This window comes from Bradyrhizobium jicamae, from assembly GCF_018130215.1.
GTDB classification, from domain to species: Bacteria; Pseudomonadota; Alphaproteobacteria; order Rhizobiales; family Xanthobacteraceae; genus Bradyrhizobium; species Bradyrhizobium jicamae_A.
Window position 1 is genome coordinate 1 of record NZ_JAFCKQ010000120.1, and the last position, 1,619, is coordinate 1,619.

At 63.4% G+C, this 1,619-nt stretch carries 1 pseudogene; it reads right to left on the reverse strand.

Features of this window, described 5'->3' with window-relative positions:
* Positions 1-1,520, reverse strand: a pseudogene (gene istA, locus JQ586_RS40215) (IS21 family transposase); the annotation flags it as partial.
* Positions 1,521-1,619: the final 99 nt, after the last annotated feature.

A 1,619-nucleotide genomic window follows, 5' to 3' on the forward strand; every position in this document is an offset into this window, starting at 1 on the left:
TGCGAGGGGGTGGCTTTGACGGGTGCGGCAGCAGGGCTCGCGCGGTCGAGCCCGGATTTGAGGATCGCGCTCACCGAGGAGTAGCTGATCGCGTTTGATGAGGAGTGCCCGCTCGCAGGCCGCTTCGAGCCGATCGCACTCGTAGCGCCGTGCCAGGGCGATGATCCCCATGGCGGAGCGATAACCCTGCTCGGGATGCGGGCGCTCACGCATCATCCGCTCGACCAGAGTGGCGGCGTTGACGCCGATCCGCGCTGCCATCTTGATCAAGCTCGCCGGCGTCATATTGGCATAACGCTGATGGGCTTTGGGCATGTGCTCGTTCACGGTGACATGGCCGCTGCGCTGAGAGCGGCGCACATGGCTGGCAACACGCGTGTGATCCTGGAAGATCTCGACGGCTCGATAGGTGAGCCGGACGTCCACCCGACGGCCGATCAGCCGGTGCGGCACCGAGTAAAAGGTCTTGTCGACTTCGACGTGATAATCGGGGTGGACCTTCGCCGTTTTCCATTCGGCGTATTCGAACGGCTCGCTCGGCAGCGGCGTCAACGCAGCGCGCTCGATCTCCTCGAACAGCTGCCGTCGGGATTTGCCGATATGGCGCATCGGCCGATGGTTCAGCTCCTCCAGCAAACCGCCGATCGCAGCATTGAGATCGGTCAGGTTGAAGAACCGCCGATGGCGCAGCCGTGCCAGAATCCAGCGCTCAACAATCAGCACCGCGCGCCTTCAACCTTGCCCTTGTCGCGCGGCTTGCGGCTGCGGGTCGGCAAAATCGTCGTGTCGTAGTGCTCGGCCATGGCCGCAAAGGTTTGGTTGAGCGTCGGTTCGAACCACAACGCCTTGACAACCCCGGCCTTCAGATTGTCGCAGACGATCGCCTTGGGAACTCCGCCGAAGTACGACAAGGCCCGGGTCTGGCCTTCGATCCAATCTGGTAGTCGCTGACCGAAGCTCCCCATAGCGAAGGTCAGCGACGAGGCCCCGAGCACCGCGACAAATATCTGCGCCTGACGGCTCTCGCCGGTTTGCGGATCGATCACCTCCACCGTCGGACCGGCATAGTCGGTCTGCATCACTGCACCCGCCGCGTGGCGATGACGGAAGGTCGGGTTCGCCCGGCGCCGATAGGCGTCAAACTTCTCGCAGAACCACGTGTAACCATAGCCGTCGGGATGCGCCGTCCGGTATTCCTGCCAAAGCAGCGTCAGCGTCACGCCCTTGCGCTTGAGCTCCTGCGCCACCCGCGGCCACTCGGGCTCGCTCAAGTCCTGCGGAGGCCGCCCGACCCGCCGGAACAGAGCCCGCTGCAACGCCGCCTCGCTCGCGTAAATCGGCGGTAACGGCCAGCTTAAGCCCGCCTCGCGTGCCCGCAACAGGTAGGTGGCAACCGAGCTCTTGCTGATCTGCAGCCGTTCCGAGATCTCCCGAACCGACAGGTCCTGCTCGTACGTCAGCCTCAGGATCGATCGTAGGTCCTTCACAGTGGTTCGTTTCGCTTGCTTCCGTCTCGGCATTGCCCCTCTCAAACTCAGCTTGAGAGAGAACATTGCCTGAACGGCGCTCCCGAAAACCAACCTCCCGCAACTGTCCGCGATTTAGCGGAATCCCTGTCC